This window comes from Alphaproteobacteria bacterium LSUCC0684, from assembly GCA_041228335.1.
GTDB lineage: Bacteria > Pseudomonadota > Alphaproteobacteria > Puniceispirillales > UBA1172.
In genome coordinates, this window is sequence record CP166130.1 from 1,812,785 (window position 1) to 1,833,503 (window position 20,719).

At 58.4% G+C, this 20,719-nt stretch carries 16 protein-coding genes; 9 read left to right on the plus strand and 7 right to left on the minus strand.

Features of this window, described 5'->3' with window-relative positions; translation table 11 throughout:
- Window positions 1–80 precede the first annotated feature (80 nt).
- On the plus strand, window positions 81–536 hold the full coding sequence (gene bcp / locus AB8880_08695; GenBank protein XDZ65000.1) for a thioredoxin-dependent thiol peroxidase: 456 nt from the start codon (window positions 81–83) through the stop codon (window positions 534–536).
- Window positions 537–598: 62 nt separating this feature from the next.
- Here bcp and prfB read toward each other — a convergent pair whose 3' ends face one another.
- The 3 genes from prfB to AB8880_08710 all read right to left on the minus strand — a co-directional run bounded on the left by prfB (window position 599) and on the right by AB8880_08710 (window position 5,768).
- The gene (gene prfB / locus AB8880_08700) at window positions 599–1,717 is read right to left on the minus strand and encodes a peptide chain release factor 2 (GenBank protein ID XDZ65001.1); all 1,119 of its coding nucleotides are present in this window, start codon (window positions 1,715–1,717) and stop codon (window positions 599–601) included.
- Between the two features lie 40 nt (window positions 1,718–1,757).
- The gene (locus AB8880_08705) at window positions 1,758–4,349 is read right to left on the minus strand and encodes a penicillin-binding protein 1A (protein ID XDZ65002.1); all 2,592 of its coding nucleotides are present in this window, start codon (window positions 4,347–4,349) and stop codon (window positions 1,758–1,760) included.
- A 108-nt stretch (window positions 4,350–4,457) separates the two neighbouring features.
- Window positions 4,458–5,768 carry an N-acetylmuramoyl-L-alanine amidase gene (locus AB8880_08710; protein XDZ65003.1) on the minus strand — a complete coding sequence of 437 codons (1,311 nt, stop codon included), beginning with the start codon at window positions 5,766–5,768 and terminating at the stop codon, window positions 4,458–4,460.
- Between the two features lie 421 nt (window positions 5,769–6,189).
- Between AB8880_08710 and AB8880_08715 the strand changes: the two genes are divergently transcribed.
- Window positions 6,190–8,781, plus strand: a complete 2,592-nt coding sequence (locus AB8880_08715; GenBank protein ID XDZ65004.1) for an Rne/Rng family ribonuclease — start codon at window positions 6,190–6,192, stop codon at window positions 8,779–8,781.
- A 99-nt stretch (window positions 8,782–8,880) separates the two neighbouring features.
- Here AB8880_08715 and AB8880_08720 read toward each other — a convergent pair whose 3' ends face one another.
- A complete protein-coding gene (locus AB8880_08720) occupies window positions 8,881–10,056 on the minus strand; it encodes a pyridoxal phosphate-dependent aminotransferase (GenBank protein ID XDZ65005.1) in 1,176 nt (391 codons plus the stop codon).
- A 61-nt stretch (window positions 10,057–10,117) separates the two neighbouring features.
- Here AB8880_08720 and AB8880_08725 point away from each other — a divergent pair, with 61 nt between their 5' ends.
- The 6 genes from AB8880_08725 (at window position 10,118) to aat (ending at window position 15,464) form a co-directional block, all read left to right on the plus strand.
- Entirely contained in the window at window positions 10,118–11,497 is a 1,380-nt protein-coding gene (locus AB8880_08725; protein ID XDZ65006.1) for a M48 family metalloprotease, read from the plus strand.
- Between the two features lie 111 nt (window positions 11,498–11,608).
- Entirely contained in the window at window positions 11,609–12,367 is a 759-nt protein-coding gene (locus tag AB8880_08730) for a DsbA family protein (protein ID XDZ65007.1), read from the plus strand.
- Between the two features lie 62 nt (window positions 12,368–12,429).
- A complete protein-coding gene (gene aroQ / locus AB8880_08735) occupies window positions 12,430–12,882 on the plus strand; it encodes a type II 3-dehydroquinate dehydratase (GenBank protein XDZ65008.1) in 453 nt (150 codons plus the stop codon).
- A 6-nt stretch (window positions 12,883–12,888) separates the two neighbouring features.
- Entirely contained in the window at window positions 12,889–13,359 is a 471-nt protein-coding gene (gene accB / locus AB8880_08740) for an acetyl-CoA carboxylase biotin carboxyl carrier protein (protein ID XDZ65009.1), read from the plus strand.
- 22 nt (window positions 13,360–13,381) lie between these two features.
- Complete coding sequence (gene accC, locus AB8880_08745) at window positions 13,382–14,731, plus strand: acetyl-CoA carboxylase biotin carboxylase subunit (protein XDZ65010.1); 1,350 nt, start codon at window positions 13,382–13,384, stop codon at window positions 14,729–14,731.
- Window positions 14,732–14,852: 121 nt separating this feature from the next.
- Complete coding sequence (gene aat, locus AB8880_08750; GenBank protein XDZ65011.1) at window positions 14,853–15,464, plus strand: leucyl/phenylalanyl-tRNA--protein transferase; 612 nt, start codon at window positions 14,853–14,855, stop codon at window positions 15,462–15,464.
- Here the strand turns inward: aat and AB8880_08755 are convergent.
- From AB8880_08755 to AB8880_08765, 3 genes are read right to left on the minus strand one after another with little or no spacing between them, the layout of a single operon-like run.
- Window positions 15,428–15,817 (minus strand): DUF2155 domain-containing protein, encoded by a 390-nt coding sequence (locus AB8880_08755; protein ID XDZ65012.1) that lies wholly within the window; start codon window positions 15,815–15,817, stop codon window positions 15,428–15,430. The genes aat and AB8880_08755 overlap by 37 nt on opposite strands.
- Window positions 15,807–16,259: an outer membrane lipid asymmetry maintenance protein MlaD gene (locus tag AB8880_08760; GenBank protein XDZ65013.1), complete on the minus strand. Its 453-nt coding sequence runs from the start codon at window positions 16,257–16,259 to the stop codon at window positions 15,807–15,809. The genes AB8880_08755 and AB8880_08760 overlap by 11 nt, the downstream gene beginning before the upstream one ends.
- Before the next feature lie 4 nt (window positions 16,260–16,263).
- Window positions 16,264–16,620 (minus strand): NADH:ubiquinone oxidoreductase subunit NDUFA12, encoded by a 357-nt coding sequence (locus AB8880_08765; GenBank protein XDZ65014.1) that lies wholly within the window; start codon window positions 16,618–16,620, stop codon window positions 16,264–16,266.
- Window positions 16,621–17,087: 467 nt separating this feature from the next.
- Here AB8880_08765 and AB8880_08770 point away from each other — a divergent pair, with 467 nt between their 5' ends.
- Window positions 17,088–20,702: a vitamin B12-dependent ribonucleotide reductase gene (locus AB8880_08770; protein ID XDZ65015.1), complete on the plus strand. Its 3,615-nt coding sequence runs from the start codon at window positions 17,088–17,090 to the stop codon at window positions 20,700–20,702.
- Window positions 20,703–20,719 lie beyond the last annotated feature (17 nt).

Consider the following 20,719-nt stretch of genomic DNA (forward strand, 5'->3'; position numbering starts at 1 on the left):
ATACCACCACAAAACTGGCCTCAACAGGTCAGAACCGGAAGAAACCCTGCCGATACGGCAGTATTGAGAAAGGATACATCATGCTCAACCAAGGCGACACCGCGCCCCGTTTCACCATCACCACCGACGAGGGCACCTTTTCACTGAAGGATACAGATGGCCCGGTCGTGGTGTTTTTCTTCCCCAAAGCCGATACACCCGGCTGCACCAAGGAAGCGATTGCCTTCTCCCAGCTCAAATCCGAATTCGATGCCGCCGGGGCACGCGTCATCGGCATTTCCAAGGACAAGGCCGGCAAACAGGGAAAATTCCGCGAAAAGCATGGCCTGACCTGCGCCCTTGGTGCCGATGATGAGAGCGATATCTGTGAGCAGTTCGGCGTCTGGGGTGAAAAATCCATGTATGGCCGCACCTATATGGGGGTGCAGCGGGCGACGTTTCTGATCGATGCCGAAGGCAAGATCGCCCGTGTCTGGCCGAAAGTCAAAATTCCCGGCCACGCCGAAGAAGTGCTCGAGGCTGTCCGGGCGCTCTAGAAAACGCGAAACCCACTGCCGCGGATGAACAGGGACGCGGTGCTCTATCTGGGTGGTCTGCTCTAGGCCGTCTCCTGACGCCGGGACCCCACCTTGAGCGCGAGGCTGGCTTCGATGAAATCGTCAATATCACCATCAAGCACCCCCTGGGCGTTGCCCTTTTCCACATGGGTGCGGAGATCCTTGACCATCTGATAGGGATGCAGCACATAGGACCTGATCTGGTTGCCCCATCCGATATCGGTCTTGCCTGCCGCCGAAGCATTGGCCTCTTCCTCGCGTTTCTGCAGCTCAAGCTCATAGAGACGTGCCTTGAGCATGTTGAACGCCGTGGCGCGATTGCGATGCTGTGAGCGGTCGTTCTGGCACTGCACCACGATACCCGTGGGAAGATGCGTGATGCGGATGGCGCTGTCGGTCTTGTTGACATGCTGGCCACCGGCACCGGATGCGCGATAGGTGTCGATACGCAAATCCTTTTCCTCGATCTCGATCTCGATGGCTTCATCGACCAGCGGATAAACCCAGACCGAGGCAAAACTCGTATGACGACGAGACGATGAATCGTACGGCGAAATCCGCACCAGCCGATGCACCCCGCTTTCCGTCTTCAGCCAGCCATAGGCGGAATCCCCGGAAAATCGCATGGTCACGGATTTGATGCCGGCTTCCTCGCCCGGGCTTTCCTCGATATAGTCGATCTTGTAGCCGCGCGCCTCACCCCAGCGGGCATACATCCGCTGCAGCATTTCCGCCCAGTCCTGAGCTTCGGTGCCGCCAGCGCCGGCGTTGATCTCGACAAAACAGTCATTGCCATCGGCCTCGCCTGAAAGCAGGCTTTCGATCTGGCGTCTGGCGGCGAGACTCTCCAGTTCCGTCAGGCTGGCCAGCGCATCGGCCACCAGTTCAGCATCGCCTTCCTCATCGCCAAGGGTGATGAGTTCAACCGCTTCTTCAAGGCCGTTTTCCATCTCGCGGACACCGCCGATCAGCCGTTCAAGGCGGTTCTTCTCGCGCATCACCTTCTGGGCGCGGTCCTGATCATTCCACAGCGACTGGTCTTCGGCGAGGGTGTTCAACTCCCCCAGCCTGGCGACGGCTTCATCCCAGCCGATATGTTTCCGGAGCAGCTCAAGGCTGGAGGTGATCGCGGTGATCTTGTGTTCGGTTTCAGCGTTCATGGCAGATCAGAAGAACTCGCATCGTGAAGTGATGCTATCGTTAATACAGCCCCGGAAGAGGTTGCGCAACTGTCGTCGCGCCCCCGCCGGGAACATCGATAACCGCCATATCGCTGCCGCGTTCAAGCGGGCGCTGCCCGGGCTTGAAGGCTTCGATCGTCCGCATCTCATCGCTGGCAAGGGCCCGCTCACCGGTTTCGGGATTGACGGCAAAAAGATTGACTCCTTCGGGCCGCCGGAACGGGATGGCCGGTTTGCCTGCCATGATCTCGCGGATGAAATCGCTGAACACCGGCACCGCCGCAGTTGAGCCTGTTTCGCGTTTTCCCAGCGGCCGGGGGGTGTCGTAGCCGATATAGACGCCAACCACCAGATCAGGCGTGAAGCCGACAAACCAGGCATTGGTGTTGTCATTGGTGGTGCCCGTCTTCCCCGCAACAGCAAATCCCGGATCGCCGATCATACGCCCGGTGCCGCGCTTGATCACCCCTTCGAGCATGGTCACCATCTGATACGCCGAAGCCTTGTCGGTGACGCGGCGGCGGGTATCCGGAAGGGTCGGCGGCACCAGCACTTCACCGGCTGGAATGATCTCCGGATTGCAGGCATCGCAACGCCGCTGATCGAGTTTCAGCACCGTCCGGCCGTATCTGTCCTGCACCCGGTCAATGATACTGGGCGTGATATGGGAACCGCCATTGACGATCATCCCATAGGCGGCGGTCAGCTGAATGAGCGTTGTCTCCCCTGCCCCGAGCGACATCGACAGAAATGGCGGCATATCACCATCAATGCCAAATCGCCGGGCATAATCCTGCACCACCGGCATGCCGAGTGCCATGGCAAGACGTGCCGTCATCAGGTTACGCGACTGTTCAATCCCGAGGCGCATGATGCTGGGGCCATAGAATTTTCTTGTATAATTGGCCGGCTTCCATTTCGGTTGCCCCGGGCCCTGATCCACCACCAGCGGGGCATCGAGGATACGCGTGATCGGGGAGAAGCCGTTATCCAGCGCCGCAAGATAGACAAATGGCTTGAAGGCCGATCCGGGCTGGCGTGCCGCCTGGGTCGCGCGGTTGAATTCACTATCCGCAGCATTGTAACCGCCACTCATCGCCAGCACCCTGCCGGTATGGGGGTCAAGCGCCACCAGCGCGCCTTCGACCAGCGGACGCTGGCCAAGCGCCCAGGTATCTTCGGGCAGGCTGCCCGGATTCTCCAGCCGGGAAAGACGATCCGGCACCGTTTCGGGATGCTGAACCATGATAATGTCATGGAGTTTCACCACCTGACGCATGGACGTGACCTTCGGTGGCCTGACGCCATTCTTGTCACGTGGGGGATAGGCCCAGTCGGCGAGCGAAAAGGGGATGCTTCCCGGAACAATCCGGCTTTCCTTTGCGTTCGGGCCAAGTTCCACCATGACTTCGATTCGGCGGCGGCTGACGCCGGTGACAAGCGCCGGGTAACGTCCGGGGATCATGCTCCGGCCATATTCTTCGAGAACTTCGGCGAGATTCTGCGCGCTGTCATACTGGCCGAGCGGCCCGCGCCATCCCTGGCGTTTATCAAGTGCCTCAAGCCCCTGGGTCAGGGTGAGATCAGCCATCTTCTGCATATTCGCATCAAGAGTGGTGCGGACGGAATATCCGCCACCATAGAAATTCCCGGCGCCAAAACGATCCACCATCTGGCGCCGCACTTCTTCGGCAAAAAACGGCGCATCGGCGCCATCAACACCTGTCTGCTGGCGGATCGTGATCGGTTCTGCTGCTGCCTGCCTCATTTCTTCGGGGGTTATGAAGCCATTTTTTTCCATCTGGCCGAGCACCCAGTTGCGCCGCGTCATGGCTGCCTCAACGCGGCGGGTCGGATGGTAATTGTTCGGCGCCTTGGGCAAGGCGGCAAGATACGCCATTTCCGCAAGGGTCAGCGTATCGAGGGATTTGTCAAAATAGTTGAGCGCCGCCGCCGCCACCCCGTAACTGCCAAGACCGAGATAAATCTCATTGAGGTAGAGACCAAGCAACTGATCCTTGCTGAAGGCGCGTTCCATGCGAATAGCGAGGATCGCTTCCTTGATCTTGCGTTCGATCGACACCTCATTGGTCAGGAGAAAGTTCTTGGCGACCTGCTGGGTGATGGTTGACGCACCAACAAGCCTGCGGCCGTTGCGATAATTTGAAATATTCGTGATCACCGCCCGGGTCAGCGCCTTGATATCCACCCCGGGATGGCTGTAGAAATCTTTGTCTTCCGCCGAAAGAAACGCGTGGATCAGGGGATCGGGCATTTCGCCTACCGGAACGAAGACACGTTTTTCCGTGGCAAATTCCGCCAGCAGCGCCCCGTTGCCCGCATGCACCCGGCTCACCACCGGCGGCTCATATCTGCCAAGCTTGCCGTAATCCGGCAGATCCCGGCCATATTCCCAGAACACCCATAGCACGAAGCCAACCCCGGCAATGACGGCGGAAAACCCAAGCGAAATGAAGGTCAGTACCAGCTTGCCGAAAAGAGACATGCCGCGACGTCGGCGCGACGGCGCAGGGTTTTCCCCTTCCTGCCGATCTCCATCAAGATGAAAATCGCCGGATTTCTCGTGCTGATGTTCTTCCCCGGATACCACGATGCTTCCTGTTCAAATTAACTATTCAAGTATAAATCCAATCATGGCCATTATATGGTATATGGCCTTTGTCTTCGGAAGTTTTTCCCGGACCCCGGATTACATCGGTCACGACGGGGCCTTTTCAGGGGCGGGGATATTGCTGGTTTCAAGATACCGCAAGACCGCGCGGGTGACCCGCTGCATCAGATCACGTCGGTAGGTCCTGTTTTTGAGATTACGCTCATCGGTCTTGTTCGTCAGGAACCCCATCTCGATCAGGACCGAGGGAACGTCGGGCGATTTGAGCACGGCGAAACCGGCAAACCGGTGGCCGCGACGTGGCGTGGGCAGCCCTTCGAATTCCTGCATGATATGGGCGGCGAGCACCGAGGACTGATTCATCGATTCCCGCTGAAACATGCTGAGAAGAGCCGAACCGACCTCGGGATCGGTTGTCTCGAGATCAGGGCCGCCGATCAGATCCGCCTTGTTCTCCTGCGAGGCCAGGCGTTCGGCTTCCTTGTCCGAGGCGGTTTCAGACAAGGTGAAGACCGACACCCCCCTTGCCTTCTTGTTGGGTGCGGCATCGGCATGCAGGGAAATGAACACATCCGCCTGCTCAGCCCGCGCAAGAGATATCCGCCGCCGCAGTTTGTGATAGATATCCCCATCGCGGGAGAGCACGACCCGGACCTTGCCGCTGGCGTTCAGCATCCCCGCCAGTTCCTGCGCTGCCTTGAGGGTGATATCCTTCTCCTTGAGCCCGCTTACACCGATAGCCCCCGGATCCTTGCCGCCATGCCCGGCATCGATGAAGACCACCCAGCGCCCCGGCCGGCCCGTGGCCTTTTCCGCAGGGCGCGGCAGGGGCACCAGTTGACCGCTGGCATTGCGGCCATCCTCCCGGCGCGCCGGCCTTGGCAGCGGCATCAGCATCGTCAGCTGTCCCTGCTCCGGATGAGCCTCTTCCCGGATCACAAGCGGGGTGTTGCGATTTTCCCGCAAGGCCTTGGCCGCCAGCTGGAACGCGGTTTCCCCGCGATCCTTCAGGTCAATGACAATGCGATGCCCGGAATTGTTGGGTGCAAGACGGAACGCGCGCACCGGCACGGCCGGGCCATCAAGATCAATCACCAGCCGGGAGACATCCGGCGCGGGCACGCCGTAGCGATATCCGCGCAAGGGCGGGGTCTGCAGCGGGCCGCTGGCCCCTTTCCTGCCCACCCGCCATTTGACATCCGGCATATCCACCACAAGCCGGTAGGGACTGCTGAGCAGAAAGATGGAAATTTCGGTTTCATTGAGGGTTTCGATCACCAACCGGGCGGTGCCATCGAAATTTCCCGTGCGCAGGCCGGTGATGCTGTTCTGGCCCCACGCCTGGGTGATACTGCATAAAAACGCCACGATCAGCGTCAGGAATGATGCCGCCCGCATGGCTGTTCCTCTCAATCCAATTCACTCTTTTTACCGTTGCGCGGCCAACATGTGAAGACAGTCCCCGCAAGAATAGGATTTTATTTGTATCGGATGATTTAAATCACTATATTGTAATAGAGTTTCTCGACATGACCGCTTTCGACTATAGCGGCCAGTGTAGCAAATTCCTATTCGTAGGCCGGAACGGATTCCGCCGCGATTACCTTAAGGGCGGGTAACCGTCCAACACGACCGAAAGACGACACCATGACTGGCGCCACAGAAAGATCATATACTCACCGCACTGCCCGAATGGCAGGCGGCATCTTCTGTGATGAGATGCGGCATGTTCTCGCTTTCCCGAACCATCCTTCGGCAAGTCCGGCCCATGGCCACGCCTTGAGGCCGACGCACTTGCGCGCGGAAGAAAGTATTACAAATGTCCAAGAAATTGCTTATCGATGCCCGCCAGAACGACGAAACGCGCATCGTTGTCCTGAACAACAACAAGGTTGAGGATTTTGACCACGAAACAAGCCACCGCAAACAACTAAAGGGAAATATCTACCTCGCCAGGGTAACAAGGGTTGAGCCGTCCCTGCAGGCGGCGTTTGTGGAATATGGCGGCAATCGCCAGGGCTTCCTTGCGTTCAGTGAAATTCACCCCGATTACTATCGCATTCCGGTTGAGGATCGCGAAAAGCTCCTCGCCGAAGAACTTTCCGATGAAGATTCCGCCGCGATCGTCGAAGAAATCGCCGAGGAAGCCGACGCGGCACCGACCATCGCCGAAGATGACGCTGAAACCGGCGCCGGGGATGCCCCGGACGCCAATGGCGAGAAAGAAAGAGGGGATGAGGCAGGCGGCGAGGATAACGGCGACGATGAGCGGCGCGAAAACCGCCGGCGTTTTGCCCGGTTTTCCCGGCACTATAAAATTCAGGAAGTCATTTCCCGGCGCCAGATCATGCTTATTCAGGTGGTCAAGGAAGAACGCGGCAACAAGGGGGCTGCGCTGACGACCTATCTCTCTCTGGCAGGCCGTTATTGCGTCCTCATGCCAAACACCTATCACGGTGGCGGCGTCAGCCGGAAGATCAGCAACCCGGCCGATCGCAAAAAGCTCAAGACCATTGTCGGCGGCCTTGACGTGCCGCAGGGGATGGCGGTGATTGTCCGGACCGCCGGATCCAAACGCACCAAGGCGGAAATTACCCGCGACTATAACTACCTGTCGCGCCAATGGGATGAAATCCGTTCCATGACGCTGGAATCGAACGCCCCTTCACTGATCTATGAGGAAGGCAATCTCATCAAACGTGCCATCCGCGACTATTACGGCACGGATATAGATGAAATCCTGGTGGAAGGCGACGACGCCTATAAAGCTGCCCGGATGCATATGAAGAACCTGATGCCGAGCCATGTCCGCAAGGTCAAGGCCTATGATGATACGGCAACCCCGCTTTTCCAGCGATATCAGGTGGAGAACATGCTTTCCTCGATGCATGATCCGCAGGTGACGCTCCGGTCAGGCGGCTATATCGTCATCAACCAGACCGAAGCCCTGGTGGCCATTGACGTTAACTCCGGGCGCGCGACCAAAGAGCGGAATATTGAAGAAACCGCGCTCAAGACCAATCTTGAAGCCGCCGATGAAATCGCCCAGCAGCTTCGCCAGCGTGACCTTTCCGGGCTGATCGTGATTGATTTCATTGATATGGAAAGCAACCGCAACCAGCACACGGTGGAACGCCGGCTGAAAGATGCGGTGAAGAATGACCGGGCCCGAATCCAGATCGGCGGCATCAGCCAGTTCGGTCTGCTTGAAATGTCACGCCAGCGTCTGCGCCCAAGCCTGAGCGAGACCGTGACCGACCTCTGCCCCCATTGCCAGGGAACAGGACGCATCCGTTCGGTTGAATCGGCCGCGCTTGACGTGTTTCGCGCCATTGAATCCGAAGCCAGCAAGAACAGGGGGGAAGACCTGCATGTGTTCATGGCTTCCACCGTGGCAATCTATATTCTCAACAACAAGCGTGATCAGATCGCCGAGATCGAGAGCCGCTTCGGCATCCGTATCTTCCTTGAAGAAGATAACAGCCTGATCGCGCCGGATCTTCGTTTCGGGGACAGCAAGCCTCTTTCTGAAATGCGTGAGGCAGCGCGGGAGACCAACGGCCGACGACGTCGACGTGGCGGCAGGAATGGTGCGGAGACAGCAGCTACCGATGAACATGCAGCCGCAGGGGCCGGTGACACCGAAATCGACGCACCTGCCGCCGAAGACGAGGATGAGGACAAGCCGCGCCGTCGGCGTCGCCGGGGCAAGCGTGGAGGCCGTCGCCGTCGCCGTGACGACAATGGCGCAACCGAAACCGAGATGCAGGACGTCGCGGACGGACCTGATGCCGGCAGTGGTGACGAGGCGGCGGAAGAAGGTGAATCCGGTGCAAGCGATGAAAATACCGGCGATGAACGTAGGGGCGATGACAGTGATCGCGGCAAAGCCAAGCCGAAGCGCCGCCGCCGCCGCAAGGGCCAGTCCAGAACGGAAGATGGCGGCAAGGCTGATGGAGATGAAGATCCCTCCGATCAGCCGCAAGACGCACCTCAAGATGACCTGAAGCAAGCCGCCGCAAGCCTAGAGAGCGGTGACGCCGACCAGGGCGAAAACTCGGCCGAAACTGCCGGGCAGGACGAGGAAAGCACGTCACCTCGAGCAGGAAAAGCGAAAAAGGCCAAGGCCAAAAAAGCCGGCGCCAAGAAGGCCAGAGCCAAAGCCGACAAAAGCGATCCGGTTGGTGGGGACAGCGCCAGGCCGAAAGCCAAGAAAGCCAGAGCGGCCAAGAAGGCCCGGGCTAAAAAGAAAGCGTCCGCCAGCGATGATGCCGCCGCCGCGGCTGCCGAGGAGACTTCAACGGTGAAACCCAAGGCCGAACGGCAACCGGTGAGCTCGGCCGAGGTCGAGGTGGTCAACGTGGACGCCGCCAAGCCGGAAGCCAAAAAGAAAGGGTGGTGGAGCCTCTAGGCTCCCCGCCATTTCACCCCCCGCTGATCCTTAGAAGGGCAGAGATCCATCCGCCCTTTTCCAGCCCCGTGAATTCGGGCGTGAGCATCGATGACGGGTTCATCCGTCCAGATTGGTGCTGATCCATCTGTTGATGCGGCGGACGGCCTCTTCCATATCCGCATTGGTGCCAGCAAAACTGAGACGGATGAACGACTGGCCCTGTTCGGTGTCGAAATCAAGGCCGGGCGTCGTGGCAACATGAGCTTCGTTCAACAGGCGATCCGCCAGATCAAGGCTGTCCTGGCTGATCTGGCTTGTATCGGCGTAAATGTAGAAGGCCCCTTCGACCGGCGCGGCATTGCCCAGAAACCTCGGGTCAAGCCCGTTCAGCAGAATATCTCTATTTTGCCGATATCGGCGGACATGATCTTCAAGCTCAACCTCGGCGGAGGCGTCGGTAATGGCGGCGGCGGCGGCAATCTGCGAGAGGGTTGGAACGGAAATAACGCAGTTCTGCGCCAGCCGCTCCAGCGGATCGATGAGATCGTCAGGCACAATCATCCAGCCCACCCGATGGCCGGTCATGGAAAAATATTTGGAAAAGGAGTTCACCACGATTGCCTGCGACGACGACGCAAGCGCGGTGGCCGCCTCAACATCAAAAGTGATGCCATGATAGATTTCATCGGAAATGAGCCTGACGCCATTGGCATCGCACCAGCCGGTGATCGCCGCCATTTCGCGGTGGTCGAGCACGACGCCGGTGGGATTGGACGGGCTGGCGATGATGAGCCCGTCGGGAACAGGATCGAGCGCCTCAAGATCGGCAATCGAGGGCTTCCATCCCTTTTCCGCCCGGCAATCGAGCATCATGGGCCTGAGCCCGACGGAAACCATCAGATTGCGATAGGCTGAATACCCGGGGCTGGTCATCGCAACCGTGTCACCATGGTCAAAACAGGTCAGGAAAGCCATGGCAAAACCGAGCGAAGACCCAATGGTGACAATCACATTTTCCGTCCTGACCTCAATACCGTAAAGCCGGGCGTAATGATCGGCAATCCCCTGCCGGAGAGACGGTATCCCGAGCGAGAGCGTGTAGCCATGGCTGGAGGGTTCCGCCAGCGCATCAGCAATCGCCTTGCTGGCGGCCTGCGGCGCGCCGGTGGAAGGCTGGCCGACTTCAAGATGGATGATTTTCTCCCCCTGATCTTCCAGCGCTGCCGCTTTCTCCATGACGTCCATCACCATGAAGGATGACAGATCCGACCGCCCTGATATTTTCAGTGCCATAAAACTACCTTAATTGCCGTTATTTTCCTTGAGATGTGCTATGCAGAAAAGACCATAAATCATGGCTGAACTCAATGGGATTTCTTCGCCCGGGTTCGGCGCGAGGCAGGAAGGGGCCGGAATGCGGATAAAGGCAGGTATCGTGTTGCTGATGCTGATCGTGCTGCCGGTCTCGATGGCGGCGGCGTCGATCATCCGTGACACGGAAATCGAGCACGGCCTCAAGCGCATCATTGCCCCGATGGCGAAAAGCGCCGGGCTTGATCCGGAAAAGCTCGCCATCCGCATCATTATCGACCCGCAATACAACGCCTTTGTTCTGGGCGACGGCTCCATCTATCTACACAGCGGGCTCTTGCTCAAGGCAGAAAGCGTTCTTGAGATTGCCGGCGTGATGGCCCATGAGGTTGGGCACATCGCCTCAGGTCATGTCCAGCGCCGGGGAGAGGTTGTATCCGATGCCGGTCTTGCCAGCATTCTCGGTGCCGCTGCCGCCGTGGCCCTGAGCGCCGCGGGCAGCCCCGATGCGGCCTATGGGGTGATAACGGGCGGTATAGACCAGCGCACACGGCTGATCCTTGCCCGCTCACGACAGGATGAGGGCGTCGCCGATGCCCTTGCCATCAAACTCATGCAGGAGCAAAACCTCTCCCTGCAACCGATGGCGACTACGATGCGGCGGATCGCCTCCCAGCGCCTGCTTCCCCAGAGCCGTCAATCCGATTACTACCTGACACACCCGGGGGCGCTGGAACGAAGCGCGGTGTTTCAGGATCACGTCAATCTCAACGAAACCACCCCGCCCGTCACGCCGCCATGGATGATCGAGATTTTTGACCGTATCCGCACCAAAATGGAAGGCTGGACCGCGCCGCCCAAATCTATGCTGGTCAGCACCCTTGACAAGGATGACAGCGCATCACTCTACAAGAATGCCATCGCACATTATCGGCTATCGGATGTATCGGCGGCCGGCACGGCCATGCAGGCATTGATCGAACGTCACCCCAAGGATGCCTATTACCGGGAGTTTTATGGCGATATTCTTTTATCGCAAGGGCGCGGTGCCGATGCGGCAGCGCAGTATGAACTTGCCCTGGAACTCCTGGGAGAGACGGTTAATCAAGGCCAGATCAGGCTGTCGCTTGGCCGGGCGTATCTGGCAACAGGCGATGAAAGGCTGATCACAGATGCCGTCCGTCACCTTGAAATCGCCCATCAGCAGGAACCGGACTGGGCTTTTGCCAAACGTCAGCTCGGGATAGGATATGGCAAATCAGGCCAGATTGCCAAAGCCGATCTCACCCTTGCCGAAGAAGCCCTGATGCGCGGGCAGGATAAACTGGCAGGCCAGCTCGCCCGGCGCGTGACGGACAATCCGGACGCCACGGCCATTGAAAAACAGCTCGCCGCCGATATTCTGCATCAGGTCGGCCCGTGACCCGGCCGATACACCGGCGCAAAGCCAGCGCAAAGAACGTGGCCGGATGATGCTTTGCAAAGGATAAAGGTTTCGGCTAAAACAAATCATCCAAAGCAAAAAGGAAATGTCATGACCTCCCCGGACGCCTCCCCAAGATCAGCCAACATGCCCGGCCTCGTATCAACACTGTTGCTCGTGGTCATGCTGGTGGTGGGGGCCGGACTCGGCTATGGGCTTGGCGGCGCGGCTTCCGGCCCGGATGAGGATGAGATCAACCAGATGATCCGCACCTATATTGCCGAAAATCCGGGCTTCGTCCTCGACGTGCTGACACAGCATAACCTCAAACAGCGTGACGCCGCTCGCCAGCAGGCGATCAACCTTGTCAAGGTCAATGACGGCAAGACAATCATCGGCAATCCAGATGGTGACGTGACGATCTATGAATTCAGCGATTATAACTGCGGCTACTGCAAACGTGTTTTTGCCGATCTCATGGATCTGGTGCGTGAAGACGGCAATATCCGGCTGGTGGTAAAAGAGTTTCCCATTCTGGCGGAATCCTCGACTCAGGCCGCGCAGATCTCCATGGCGGCGGCCGAACTCGGCCGTTTCGAGGAGGTCCATACCGCGCTGATGCAATGGCCGGGGCGGCTTGATGGCGCCGCGTTCAGCCGGATTCTCGCCGATGCCGGTATCGACCCGGGCGCTATCCAGGCTGAAATTTCAAAAGGGGAAATCAATGCCCGTATTGCGAAAACGCGTTCTGTGGCAGAAGCGCTGAATATCGGCGGCACCCCTGCCTTTGTCATCGGCAATGAGATCGCCCCGGGGGCAATTTCCAGATCCGAGATGGCGGCCATGGTGGCCCGCGCCCGGGATAACTGAAACCAGCACTGAGGATGACAGTCACAAACAGGACTGGTATAGTGGATGAGGGACGAGATCAAATGACAGATTTACCGGCACTGCTTATCATCAATGGCCCGAACCTTAACATGCTCGGCAAGCGCGAACCTTCGATCTATGGGACCGCGACGCTGGCTGATATCGAAAACCTGTGCCGTGATGCAGCGGAAACGCACGGCTTTGCCAGCAGGTTCATGCAATCCAACAGCGAGCATGAGATTATCGATGCCATTCATCAGGCGATCACCGGCAACGTTGCGGCGATCCTCATCAACGCCGGCGCGTTCACCCATACATCGGTTGCCATCCGGGATGCGCTCGCGATGGTCAGCGGCCCGGTGATCGAGATACATCTTTCCAATGTGCATGCGCGGGAAAGTTTCCGCCATCATTCGTATATCGCTGGTGTTGCCAGCGGGGTTATTGCAGGATTTGGCCCTGCTTCCTACACTCTGGCCGTGGATGCCGCGGCGTCATTACTGTCGAGGGAGTGAGACTTCATGACAAAAAAAGCCGAACCCAAAGGCGTTGAGCTGGTCCAGCAACTGACCGACATCATGCAGGATGCCGGGCTGGTGGAGATCGAATACAATACCGATGATGTATCGATCAGGCTGTCGCGCGCGGCTTCCGCCGCGCCAGCCATGCCGCTTGCCGCCGCCATGCCTGCCCAGCCTGCGGCACCGGCAGCCGAGCCTGTACCGGCACCAGCCGAAGAAGAGATCACCTCAAGCCATCCCGGGGCCGTCAGCTCACCGATGGTCGGCACGGTCTATCTCGCGCCGGAGCCGGGGGCAGCCAATTTCGTCGGCGAAGGTGACACGGTAAAAGCCGGCCAGACGCTGGTGATTGTCGAGGCGATGAAGGTCATGAACCCGATCACGGCGCCAAAATCAGGCAAAGTTTCCCGTATCCTGGTTGGCAATGGCCAGCCGGTGGAATACGGCGAAGTCCTGATTGTGATTGAATAGCAGCTGCCGGGGGCGTTGAGCCATGATCAGGAAAATCCTAATTGCCAATCGGGGCGATGTTGCGCTCAGGGTCCTGCGGGCGTGCCGCGATATGGGGATTGAAACCGTTGCGGTTCATTCCACAGCGGATGCCGATGCCATGCATGTGCGTCTTGCGGATGAAAGCGTATGTATCGGTGATGCGCCATCGAAGGACAGTTACCTCAATGTTCCGGCGATCATCACCGCCGCCTCGATTACCGGCGCCGATGCTATTCATCCCGGCGTGGGGTTTCTTTCGGAAAATGCCGATTTCGCGCGGGTTGTGAACGCGCATGGGCTGATCTTCATCGGCCCCCGGATCGAACATATCATCGCCATGGGGGACAAGGTTGAAGCCAAACGCACCGCCGCCGAAGCCGGGCTGCCGCTAGTTCCCGGCTCTGATGGTGCGGTCGACACCCTTGACGACGCCCGCAAGGTTGCAAAAGAGGTCGGTTATCCCGTGCTGATCAAGGCCGCTTCCGGCGGTGGCGGGCGCGGGATGAAGGTCGCCGCCAGCCCTGACAATCTTTCGGAGGCGTTTTCTTCCGCCCGGAGCGAGGCCAAGGCCGCCTTCGGTGATGATACCGTCTATATCGAACGCTATCTCGACAATCCCCGCCATATCGAGATCCAGATCGTGGCCGACAGCCATGGCAATGTCATTCATCTCGGCGAACGTGAATGTTCGGTTCAGCGCCGTCACCAGAAACTGCTTGAGGAAGCGCCCTCGCCGGTGCTTGATGAGGCCCAGCGTAACTCCATCGGCGCCATCGCCGCAAATGCCGCCGCAAAGATGGGATATCTTGGTCTCGGGACCATGGAGTTTCTTTACGAGAACGGCGAATTCTTCTTTATCGAGATGAACACCCGGCTGCAGGTTGAACACCCGATCACCGAAGAAATCACCGGCGTTGACCTTGTGCAGGAGCAGATTCGCATCGCCGACGGGGCCGAGCTTTCGATCCGGCAGGAAGATGTGCGCTTCAACGGCCATGCCATCGAATGCCGCATCAATGCCGAGCATCCCGAAACCTTTTTCCCGACGCCGGGCACGGTGACAAATTTCCATGCCCCGGGCGGGCCGGGCGTCCGGATGGAAAGCTTCCTTTATCCCGGATATGCCATCCCTCCCCATTACGACAGCCTGATCGCCAAACTGATTGTCCATGGCGAGAATCGGGAACATTGTCTGGCGCGGCTGCGGCGGGCGCTCACCGAATTTGTCATTGAGCCGATGCCGACATCGCTTGACCTGCATCGCAAACTGGTGATGGACAAGGATATCATCAGCGGGGAATATACCATCCGCTGGCTGGAAGAAGACTTCCTGCCCCGGCAATCTTCCTGAGATATCGTTTCGCCCTCTCGTCCATGACTTGAACATGGGGTGAATTCATGCCCATACTCATCTCATGTACCTGCTGTCGCCCGAAACACTGATCAAGGCGTATGCGCTGGGGGTTTTTCCCATGGCGGAAGCCCGGGAAGATGAGCGGATCTTTTTTGTCGACCCCGAAGAGCGCGGGATTCTGCCTATCGAGGCGGTGCATATACCGCGGCGCCTGCGCCGCCGTATCCGCCAGCGCCCGTACAATGTCACGATCAACACCGCCTTTGATGCCGTGATCGACGGCTGCCGGGAAGTCACGCGGCGGCGGGCCGACAGCTGGATCAACCCCCAGATCAGGCAGCTTTACTGCGCGCTGCATCGGCTGGGCTTCGCCCATTCGATCGAAGTCTGGAACAAACCTGAAACCGGCGCGCCCGAGTTGGTCGGCGGGCTTTATGGCGTTGCCCTTGCCGGAGCATTTTTCGGCGAATCCATGTTCAGCCGGTCAAGTGATGCGTCAAAGATTGCGCTTATTCACCTGATGGCGCGTCTCAGCAAAGGGGGATTTGTCCTCCTCGACACCCAGTTCAGCAATACCCATCTCGAACAGTTCGGGGTGATGGAAATCCCGCGTGCGGCATTTCAGAAGAAGCTTGAGACCGCGCTTGCCACCAAGGCGGCCATGCCAGTGGATGAAGATGACTGGCCCTGGGTTCAGTCTTTCCTGCAATCGAGCACGGAAACATCATAGACGGGATGCTCAAGCGCGTTGAGCGCCGGGCTTGACTGAAACATCCATCCCTTGAAAACCGGCTCATCGCTTAAAAGCCCTTTATGGTCGACGCCATGGATTTCAAGCAGGGCCGCATCTTCGGGCGGCATGGTGGGGGGACGGAAAGTGCAGGCATGTATCAAGAGCTCAAGCGTGCCGTAGCGATGCGGCTTTCCAACCTCGACGACAAGCGTTGAAATGCGGGCGGTGATCTTGTCGAGGGCCTGAAGCTCGACCACATCCCCCTGAAGCCAGGTGTCGGTGGCGTGCGCCGTCCCGACAGATAAGGCCAGCATGCCAGAGGCAACAAGGGCCCGGCCCCTAGCCATCATTTGATCCGGAAGAGAAAATGGCCTTGCCGAGAAGATCGGTCAGGTTGACCGGGTCGCGGGTGTCGAAAATCGTATCGCCATCGCCGAGATACTCTTCCTCAAACCCCGGGATAAGCTCGACATGACTGCCACCAAGAAGAGATGTGGCGGCGATCCGGGCGGCGGTATCGGATGGAAGCGAGATCCGCTCATCAATCGACAGCGTTACCGTGGCACCAAAAGTCTTCTCATTAAGACTTGTGCCGATGACCTTGCCCACAGCGATGCCCGAAATCCGGACCTCATCGCCGACGCCAAGGCCGCTGACGCTGCCGAATTCCGCATTCAGCCGGATGCCGGAGGAGGACTGGATATTCGTTGCGGTATAGGCAAGATAAAGAAACACGCCTGCAACCAGCAGGACAACAGCTCCCATGACGGTTTCAATGGTGTTTCTTGTCATGGCTCTACTCCGGCTGCCAGGCCTCGTAATCTCCGGTGGCGGGTTTGCGCCTGCCGCCTTTCATCAGATCCCCCGCAGGCTTATGGGCATAGACCGTTCCGGTGAGATTGGGCAGGTGATCTTTCTGCCAGGACCGGCGGGCATATCCCCCTTCCGGTGGTGGCAACTCCTCGGTGTGGTGCAGCCAGCCATGCCAGTCCGCCGGCACCTTGCTTGCCTCGGCTGATCCGGCATAGACAACGAATCGCCTGAAGCGGCCGAGACGGCCAGGACGCCTTGATTCAAAATAGCGGTTGCCATGCGCATCAGCGCCCACCTGGCGAGATGTCAGCGAAATGAGAAATCTTGATATAATGCTCATTACTCTTCCCGGTTATGTGCTGTTCCTGCATGTATAAAGACGGAGGAACTTTGCCACGGCATCAGCGCCGTATTCCATATTCCTACCCGATGGGGCGACGCAAGGCAATCACGAAGCCGCAAATCATGGCGCCATCCCCGCGCAAGAGGACGGGATCACCCCGCCCCGTCCTGGCCAGAGGCAGGCTTTAGGAAACCTGCGCTACCCGCCCGCTTCATCCTTTCCGCCCAGCCCCTGATCCCCGGGTGCAATCCGAGTCTCGCCAGCACCCCGGCCGGCGCAATACGACAGGACCACCAAAAAAAATTCATTTTTGCCATATTTGGCCATATTCCCTCTTGGATAGATGATCAAGATCATGTAGTTTGAAAATATAAACGCCACTACATATGGTTATTAATGCGCATTGCGTATTTTTTTTCGTTCTTTAACACACAGGTTCGCCAAGAAAAACAAGGATCAATCACATGAAGCTGAAGCGTCACTTTACCTCCTCTGATCAGTCTCCATACGCCATGATGGATTGGACTCATGCGACCAGTGAAATTCGCAATCCGGATGGCACCGTGGTGTTCAAGGCAGAGAATGTTGAAGTGCCGACGCATTTCTCTCAGGTGGCGACCGATATTCTGGCGCAGAAGTATTTCCGCAAAGCCGGTATTGCCGCGCGCCTGAAGACGGTTGAGGAAAGCACGATTCCTTCATGGCTGTGGCGGTCTGTTCCGGATGAGACGGCGCTCAAGGAACTCCCCGAAGACGAACGCTATGTCGGTGAGACCTCCGCAAAGCAGGTTTACGATCGCCTGGCCGGTACCTGGACCTATTGGGGCTGGAAAGGCGGCTATTTTTCAAGCGAAGACGACGCCCGCGCCTATTTTGATGAAATGCGCTACATGCTGGCGATGCAGATGGCGGCGCCCAACTCGCCGCAATGGTTCAACACAGGCCTGCACTGGGCTTATGGTATTGATGGTGCGGGCCAAGGGCATCACTACGTCGATTTCAAGACCGGCAAACTGACCCGGTCCAAATCCGCCTATGAACATCCCCAGCCCCATGCCTGTTTCATCCAGTCGATCAACGATGATCTGGTGAACGAAGGCGGCATCATGGATTTGTGGGTCCGTGAAGCGCGGCTTTTCAAATACGGTTCCGGGACGGGGACCAATTTCTCGCGTCTCCGCGGGGAGAACGAACCTCTCGCCGGTGGCGGCAAATCCTCCGGGCTGATGAGCTTTCTCCGCATCGGCGATCGTGCGGCCGGGGCGATCAAATCCGGCGGCACCACCCGCCGCGCCGCCAAGATGGTGACGGTTGATGTCGACCATCCGGATATCGTGAAATATGTTGACTGGAAAGTTGTTGAAGAACAGAAGGTTGCGGCTCTTGTTGCCGGCTCGAAACTGGCAAGCCAGCACATGAATGCGGTCATGGCGGCCTGCACCGATGAAAGCGTTGCCCAGGACAATCGTTTCAGCGCCAAGACCAATTCAGCGCTCAAGAAAGCCATCATCGCGGCCCGCAAGTCCATGGTGCCGGAAAACTATATCCAGCGGGTGATCCAGTTCGCCGAACAGGGCTACACCGAAATCGAATTCCGCACCTATGATACCGACTGGGATTCCGAAGCCTATATGACCGTATCGGGACAGAACTCAAACAACTCGGTCCGCGTTACCAACGATTTTCTTGAAAAAGTCCTGAACAACAGCGAATGGGACCTGATTCGCCGCACCGACGGCAAGGTCAGCGAACGCATCAACGCCCGTGACCTTTGGGACAAGATTGCCTACGCGGCCTGGGCCTGCGCTGATCCGGGCCTGCAATACGACACCACGATCAACGAATGGCATACCTGCCCGGCCGGCGGACGCATCAACGCCTCCAACCCGTGTTCGGAATACATGTTCCTCGATGACACCGCCTGCAATCTTGCATCGCTCAACCTGATGCAGTTCCGGCATGAAGACAAATCCTTCAATATCGACGCCTATGAACATGCCTGCCGGTTCTGGACCCTGACGCTTGAGATTTCCGTCTTGATGGCGCAGTTCCCCTCCAAGGAGATTGCGCAACTGTCCTACGATTACCGGACGCTGGGCCTCGGTTACGCCAATATCGGCGGCCTGCTCATGGCGGCGGGGCATTCCTATGACAGCGATGAAGGCCGGGCGATCTGCGCCTCCCTCACCGCCATCATGACCGGGATCGCCTATGCCACATCGGCCGAGATCGCAAGCGAGCTCGGCGCTTTCCCGAGATATGAGGAAAACGCCGAGAACATGCTGCGGGTGATTCGCAACCACCGCCGCGCGGCCCATGGCGATACCGATGGCTATGAAGGTCTTTCGATCCCGCCGGTGCCGCTCAAGCAGGCGGACTGCCCGGATGCAGCCCTGCCGGAAGCGGCCCGCGCCGCCTGGGACCTTGCCCTCAGCCTCGGTGAGAAACATGGCTACCGCAACGCCCAGTCAACGGTGATCGCGCCGACCGGAACCATCGGCCTGGTCATGGACTGCGACACCACCGGCATCGAGCCTGATTTCGCCATCGTCAAATTCAAGAAACTGGCCGGCGGCGGGTATTTCAAGATCATCAACCGGGTTGTGCCCGAAGCGCTCGAAAACCTCGGCTACGGCAAGGACCAGATTGACGATATCATCCGCTACGCGGTCGGCCATGGCAGCCTCGAGAAATGCCAGTCGGTGAGCGTCAACGCGCTCAAGGACAAGGGCTTTACCGAGGAGGCGCTCACTACGCTTGGCGGCGCCCTCAAATCCGCCTTTGATATCAAGTTTGCCTTCAACCGGTTCACCCTCGGCGATGAATTCTGCAAGGACGTGCTGGGCTTCAGCGATGCGCAACTGAACGATTTCAACTTTGACATGCTGGCTGCCCTCGGTTTCAGCAAGGATGAGATCGAGCATGCCAACACCCATGTCTGCGGGGCGATGACCCTTGAAGGCGCGCCGCATCTTCAGGATGAGCATCTGGCCGTCTTTGACTGCGCCAATGCCTGCGGCAGGCTCGGCAAGCGCTTCCTCAGCGTTGACAGCCATATCACCATGATGGCCGCCGCCCAGCCTTTTATTTCCGGGGCGATCTCAAAGACGATCAACATGCCGAACAACGCCCTCATCGAAGACTGCGGCGAAGCCTATATGCTCTCCTGGCGTCTCGGGCTCAAGGCCAATGCGCTCTATCGTGACGGCTCGAAACTGAGCCAGCCTCTTTCCGCCGCCCTCGCCGACGAAGAGGATATGGAAGAGATCGAGGACATTATCGAGGCGCCGGCTGCCGCCCAGACAACCCGGATCGTGGAGAAAATCGTCGAACGTTTTGTTGCCACCCGTCACCGCCTGCCGCATCGGCGCAAGGGATACACCCAGAAAGCCATCGTCGGCGGCCACAAGGTCTATCTCCGGACCGGGGAATACGAGGACGGGAAACTGGGTGAACTCTTCATCGACATGCATAAGGAAGGGGCTGCCTTCCGGTCGCTGATGAACAACTTTGCGATCGCGGTGTCCATCGGGCTGCAATATGGCGTGCCGCTTGAGGAATATGTCGAAGCCTTCACCTTCACGCGGTTTGAACCGCAAGGCATGGTCCAGGGCAATGACATGATCAAGATGTCCACCTCCATCCTTGATTACATTTTCCGCGAGTTGGCGATCTCCTACCTTGATCGCAATGATCTCGGCCATGTCAATCCCGAAGATCTTGACGCCGGGACGACAGGTTCAGGCGAAGGCCAGTCCGATCTTGCGACGGCGACGATTTCAAGCGGGTTTGTCCGCAACCGGAATATTGTCCTGTTGCGGGCATCGGGCGATGGCAGCGTTGCCGCCGAGATGGACAATCAGCCCACCGCAAGCGCAGCCGGCAGTCAGACCACGGCCATAACTTCTGGTGCGGCGGAGATCGCCGGTGGCGGCACCGATGTCGCAACCCGGGTTCAGCAGGCGAAAATGCAAGGCTATGAAGGGGAAAACTGTTCCGAATGCGGGAATTTCACCCTGGTCCGCAACGGTACCTGCCTCAAATGCAACACCTGCGGTTCCACCACCGGATGCAGTTAAGACTGGACGAGCGACCG

Excerpts from the sequence above, each read along its gene's own strand:
- AB8880_08720 (XDZ65005.1), bottom strand. The coding sequence starts at position 10,056 with ATGGCACTGAAAATATCAGGGCGGTCGGATCTGTCATCCTTCATGGTG.
- AB8880_08710 (XDZ65003.1), bottom strand. The coding sequence starts at position 5,768 with ATGCGGGCGGCATCATTCCTGACGCTGATCGTGGCGTTTTTATGCAGT.
- AB8880_08770 (XDZ65015.1), top strand. The coding sequence starts at position 17,088 with ATGAAGCTGAAGCGTCACTTTACCTCCTCTGATCAGTCTCCATACGCC.
- AB8880_08730 (XDZ65007.1), top strand. The coding sequence starts at position 11,609 with ATGACCTCCCCGGACGCCTCCCCAAGATCAGCCAACATGCCCGGCCTC.
- AB8880_08765 (XDZ65014.1), bottom strand. The coding sequence starts at position 16,620 with ATGAGCATTATATCAAGATTTCTCATTTCGCTGACATCTCGCCAGGTG.
- AB8880_08715 (XDZ65004.1), top strand. The coding sequence starts at position 6,190 with ATGTCCAAGAAATTGCTTATCGATGCCCGCCAGAACGACGAAACGCGC.
- aat (XDZ65011.1), top strand. The coding sequence starts at position 14,853 with ATGGCGGAAGCCCGGGAAGATGAGCGGATCTTTTTTGTCGACCCCGAA.
- AB8880_08760 (XDZ65013.1), bottom strand. The coding sequence starts at position 16,259 with ATGACAAGAAACACCATTGAAACCGTCATGGGAGCTGTTGTCCTGCTG.
- accB (XDZ65009.1), top strand. The coding sequence starts at position 12,889 with ATGACAAAAAAAGCCGAACCCAAAGGCGTTGAGCTGGTCCAGCAACTG.
- prfB (XDZ65001.1), bottom strand. The coding sequence starts at position 1,717 with ATGAACGCTGAAACCGAACACAAGATCACCGCGATCACCTCCAGCCTT.
- accC (XDZ65010.1), top strand. The coding sequence starts at position 13,382 with ATGATCAGGAAAATCCTAATTGCCAATCGGGGCGATGTTGCGCTCAGG.
- AB8880_08725 (XDZ65006.1), top strand. The coding sequence starts at position 10,118 with ATGGCTGAACTCAATGGGATTTCTTCGCCCGGGTTCGGCGCGAGGCAG.
- bcp (XDZ65000.1), top strand. The coding sequence starts at position 81 with ATGCTCAACCAAGGCGACACCGCGCCCCGTTTCACCATCACCACCGAC.
- AB8880_08755 (XDZ65012.1), bottom strand. The coding sequence starts at position 15,817 with ATGATGGCTAGGGGCCGGGCCCTTGTTGCCTCTGGCATGCTGGCCTTA.
- aroQ (XDZ65008.1), top strand. The coding sequence starts at position 12,430 with ATGACAGATTTACCGGCACTGCTTATCATCAATGGCCCGAACCTTAAC.